1 protein-coding gene and 14 tRNA genes are annotated in these 3282 nt (G+C 51.6%); all 15 read right to left on the bottom strand.

Features of this window, described 5'->3' with window-relative positions; all coding sequences use genetic code 11:
- Positions 1–288 precede the first annotated feature (288 nt).
- The 15 genes from OCH80_RS10060 to arcA all read right to left on the bottom strand — a co-directional run bounded on the left by OCH80_RS10060 (position 289) and on the right by arcA (position 3037).
- Positions 289–376 (bottom strand) — tRNA-Ser (locus OCH80_RS10060).
- Between the two features lie 2 nt (positions 377–378).
- A tRNA-Ile gene (locus OCH80_RS10055) sits at positions 379–452 on the bottom strand.
- A 3-nt stretch (positions 453–455) separates the two neighbouring features.
- Positions 456–526, bottom strand: a tRNA-Gly gene (locus OCH80_RS10050).
- Positions 527–543: 17 nt separating this feature from the next.
- Positions 544–616 (bottom strand) — tRNA-Phe (locus tag OCH80_RS10045).
- Positions 617–643: 27 nt separating this feature from the next.
- A tRNA-Ile gene (locus OCH80_RS10040) sits at positions 644–717 on the bottom strand.
- Positions 718–729: 12 nt separating this feature from the next.
- Positions 730–803: transfer RNA gene (locus tag OCH80_RS10035), tRNA-Met, on the bottom strand.
- Between the two features lie 39 nt (positions 804–842).
- Positions 843–916: transfer RNA gene (locus OCH80_RS10030), tRNA-Pro, on the bottom strand.
- Positions 917–925: 9 nt separating this feature from the next.
- Positions 926–999 (bottom strand) — tRNA-Arg (locus tag OCH80_RS10025).
- A 5-nt stretch (positions 1000–1004) separates the two neighbouring features.
- Positions 1005–1090: transfer RNA gene (locus OCH80_RS10020), tRNA-Leu, on the bottom strand.
- A gap of 12 nt (positions 1091–1102) precedes the next feature.
- Positions 1103–1174, bottom strand: a tRNA-Gly gene (locus tag OCH80_RS10015).
- A 7-nt stretch (positions 1175–1181) separates the two neighbouring features.
- Positions 1182–1254, bottom strand: a tRNA-Thr gene (locus tag OCH80_RS10010).
- 21 nt (positions 1255–1275) lie between these two features.
- Positions 1276–1357, bottom strand: a tRNA-Leu gene (locus tag OCH80_RS10005).
- Between the two features lie 12 nt (positions 1358–1369).
- A tRNA-Lys gene (locus OCH80_RS10000) sits at positions 1370–1442 on the bottom strand.
- Positions 1443–1444: 2 nt separating this feature from the next.
- A tRNA-Val gene (locus OCH80_RS09995) sits at positions 1445–1517 on the bottom strand.
- 293 nt (positions 1518–1810) lie between these two features.
- Entirely contained in the window at positions 1811–3037 is a 1227-nt protein-coding gene (gene arcA / locus OCH80_RS09990; RefSeq protein WP_404540622.1) for an arginine deiminase, read from the bottom strand.
- Between the last annotated feature and the right edge of the window lie 245 nt (positions 3038–3282).

Below are 3282 nucleotides of genomic sequence, written 5' to 3'. Positions count from 1 at the left end.
AACTCATGTTACCGCCGTGAAAGGGCGGTGTCTTAACCACTTGACCAACGGGCCGTTTGCTTAACAGCACTCTTATTATATTAGATGAAAGCTGCTAATCTGTCAAGGCCTTTTTTTCAAGCCTCGCCGACGCCTTGCCGCGTCAACAAATAATAGAATACAGAAAAAGCAGTCTTTTGGCAAGCCCTTTTTACAAAAAAACTAGCTTTTTCTCAGCTAAGGCCAAATTAGCAAGAGAAAATAAGGCCCGAAGGCAAAAAAAGAACCGCTCACGCGGTTCTTCAGTGACGGAGTAAGAGAGATTCGAACTCTCGCATCAGTTTCCCGATCTACACCCTTAGCAAGGGCGCCTCTTCAGCCACTTGAGTATTACTCCAATGGGCCTGGATGGACTTGAACCATCGACCTCACGCTTATCAAGCGTGCGCTCTAACCAGCTGAGCTACAGGCCCATAAGCGGGTAACGAGAATCGAACTCGCGACAACAGCTTGGAAGGCTGTGGTTTTACCACTAAACTATACCCGCAAATATTCAGATGTAGATGGCGCGGGACGGAATCGAACCGCCGACACATGGAGCTTCAATCCATTGCTCTACCAACTGAGCTACCGAGCCATTGTTCCTCTCCGGCAAAGCCGGTGATGGACCTTGTAGGACTCGAACCTACGACAGGACGGTTATGAGCCGTCTGCTCTAACCGACTGAGCTAAAGGTCCAAGTATCCAAAATAGCGGCGGGGGGGATCGAACCCTCGACCTCCCGGGTATGAACCGGACGCTCTAGCCAGCTGAGCTACACCGCCATATGTAATCAATATGGACTAAACTATATTCAATTACAATCGGGAAGACAGGATTCGAACCTGCGACCCCCTGCTCCCAAAGCAGGTGCTCTACCAAGCTGAGCTACTTCCCGTAAAGATGATGCACCCAGTAGGACTTGAACCTACAACCTTCTGATTCGTAGTCAGACACTCTATCCAGTTGCGCTATGGGTGCATTAGTGCCGAAGACCGGGGTCGAACCGGTACGGTTGAAACCAACCGCAGGATTTTAAGTCCTGTGCGTCTGCCAATTCCGCCACTCCGGCAAAAGAAGGCTAAGCGGAAGACGGGATTCGAACCCGCGACCCCCACCATGGCAAGGTGATGTTCTACCACTGAACTACTTCCGCATATTAATGCCGATTATACGACTTGAACGTACGACCCCCTGTTTACAAGACAGATGCTCTACCAACTGAGCTAAATCGGCTTGATGTATCAGATGATACAATACGGGTGGTGGGACTTGAACCCACACGTCCGAAAACACTAGAACCTAAATCTAGCGCGTCTGCCAATTCCGCCACACCCGCAGATCAGGGCCATGAGTCGTGAGGGACTTGAACCCTCGACCCTCTGATTAAAAGTCAGATGCTCTACCGACTGAGCTAACGACTCGATGGAGGATATAGGGCTCGAACCTATGACCTCCTGCTTGTAAGGCAGATGCTCTCCCAGCTGAGCTAATCCTCCGAATCATTGGCTACGGCCTGCGCCGTAAGCACAAATACTAGTATACCGTATTCGGAAAAGAATGCAAGTGTTTTTTCGAAAAAAGAACGCTGCAGGTGGCTAACCCGGGATGCGGTTTGGGATTTGGCTGGGGGCTTGGGAACGGAGCGCGCGGGTTTGGGGCTTAGTTGGGGGATTCTTCAAAGGCAGATTCCCGAAAAGTACCCAACTGCGGCCCTTGTTCCAAATGAGGCTGCCAATAGCAAGCAAAACACCCATCTAGGTTAGATGAGTGTTTTAACCGTTTAATAATGCTATTCCAGGTCTTCCCGGACCAAAGGACAGGACATGCAGCGCGGACCTCCGCGCCCGCGGGACAATTCACTGGAGCGGACCTCATGGACGATGATCCCGTGCTTTCGGAGCAAGTCATTGGAGACATAGTTGCGGTCATAGGTCACGACTTCCCCAGGCGCGATCGCCAAGGTGTTGGAGCCATCGTTCCACTGCTCTCTGGCCGCCGCGATCGGGTCGCCGTTGCCAGTTGGGATCAGGTCGATTTCAGATTTGCCCAAAGCCCTCTTTAAGACTTCAACCAAATGCGTGTAGTGCTTTAAGGTGATCTTGCCGTTTTTTCCAGGATGCAGAACCCAGCTGTCCACCTGCCCGTCATCAGTCAAAATTGCCGGGTGGATCGTAAACTGGTCATAGTTGATCATAGTAAAGACCGTGTCCAGGTGCATCATGGCATGGTTATGCGGGATCGCGATGGCAATCACCGTGTCAAAATTGGAGCCCTTGAACAGCTGCTCAGCAATTTCCACGATTGCCTGGGCGCTGGTCCGCTGCGAGATCCCGATAGCCACGACATGATCGCTCAAGACCAGCTCGTCCCCGCCCTCAATATGGCTGACATGGTCTCTTCCCCGCCAAATTGGCACCTTGCTGGCAAAACGGGTGTTGTAGTTGAGAATGTAATCCGTGATCATCGATTCCCGCTGGCGGGCCGGATAGGTCATCTTGTTGACGGACATGCCATTGCCGATCGCGGCTTGCGGGTCCCGGGTAAAGTAAGCGTTTGGCAAGGGATCCAGCAAAAAGGTCCAGGTGCTTTCAGCTGAAACGGCCGCTAGGTCCAATTCCTGATATTCAATTTCCTCCCGGCGCACCCCTTCATAGATCTTAGCCACCAAATCCTTTGGCTCTAGAGATTCCAGATGCTCGATCAAGGCATCGTGGGTGGCCCCCACGATAAAGCCCGCCTCCTTGACCTGCCTGGCGATAAACTCCTGCCTGACCTTCTTGGCGGTCAAGGCCTCGGCCAGCAGGTCCTCGGCATAAAGGACTTCAGTGCCGTTTTCCCGCAGGGTCTGGGCGAAAAAATCATGTTCAGCCTGGGCAATCGGCAAATAAGGAATGTCATCAAACAGGAGCCGGTCCATTGAATCCGGGGTGATGTTTTCAATCTCATGCCCCGGCCGGTGCAGCATTACCGTCTTGAGCCGGCCAATTTCTGAGTTGACGTGAATCGGACTAGTCATAATCGTTAGCTCCTCTCTGCTTTGCTATCAATAACAGCAATTATAACCAAAAAATTAAGACCGCAGAATACGCTCCCTGGCAAACGCCGCAAGCTTAAGCAAAAAGCATGAACTGTCTCAGAATCTTAAGTCACAGGCTGAAAATCGTTCAAAAAACAAAGGCAAAAATGGAACAAAAAAGAGCCAGACCTCCGTCTGACTCTTGCTTCGCGCGGCAGCGCCCTATCCTCGCAGGCAGTTTCCCA

It is taken from the genome of Lactobacillus sp. 23-2, assembly GCF_044902225.1.
Taxonomy (GTDB): Bacteria; Bacillota; Bacilli; order Lactobacillales; family Lactobacillaceae; genus Lactobacillus; species Lactobacillus absianus.
Note: the sequence above shows the minus strand (reverse complement) of the source record. Positions and strands in the feature narration are given on the sequence as shown.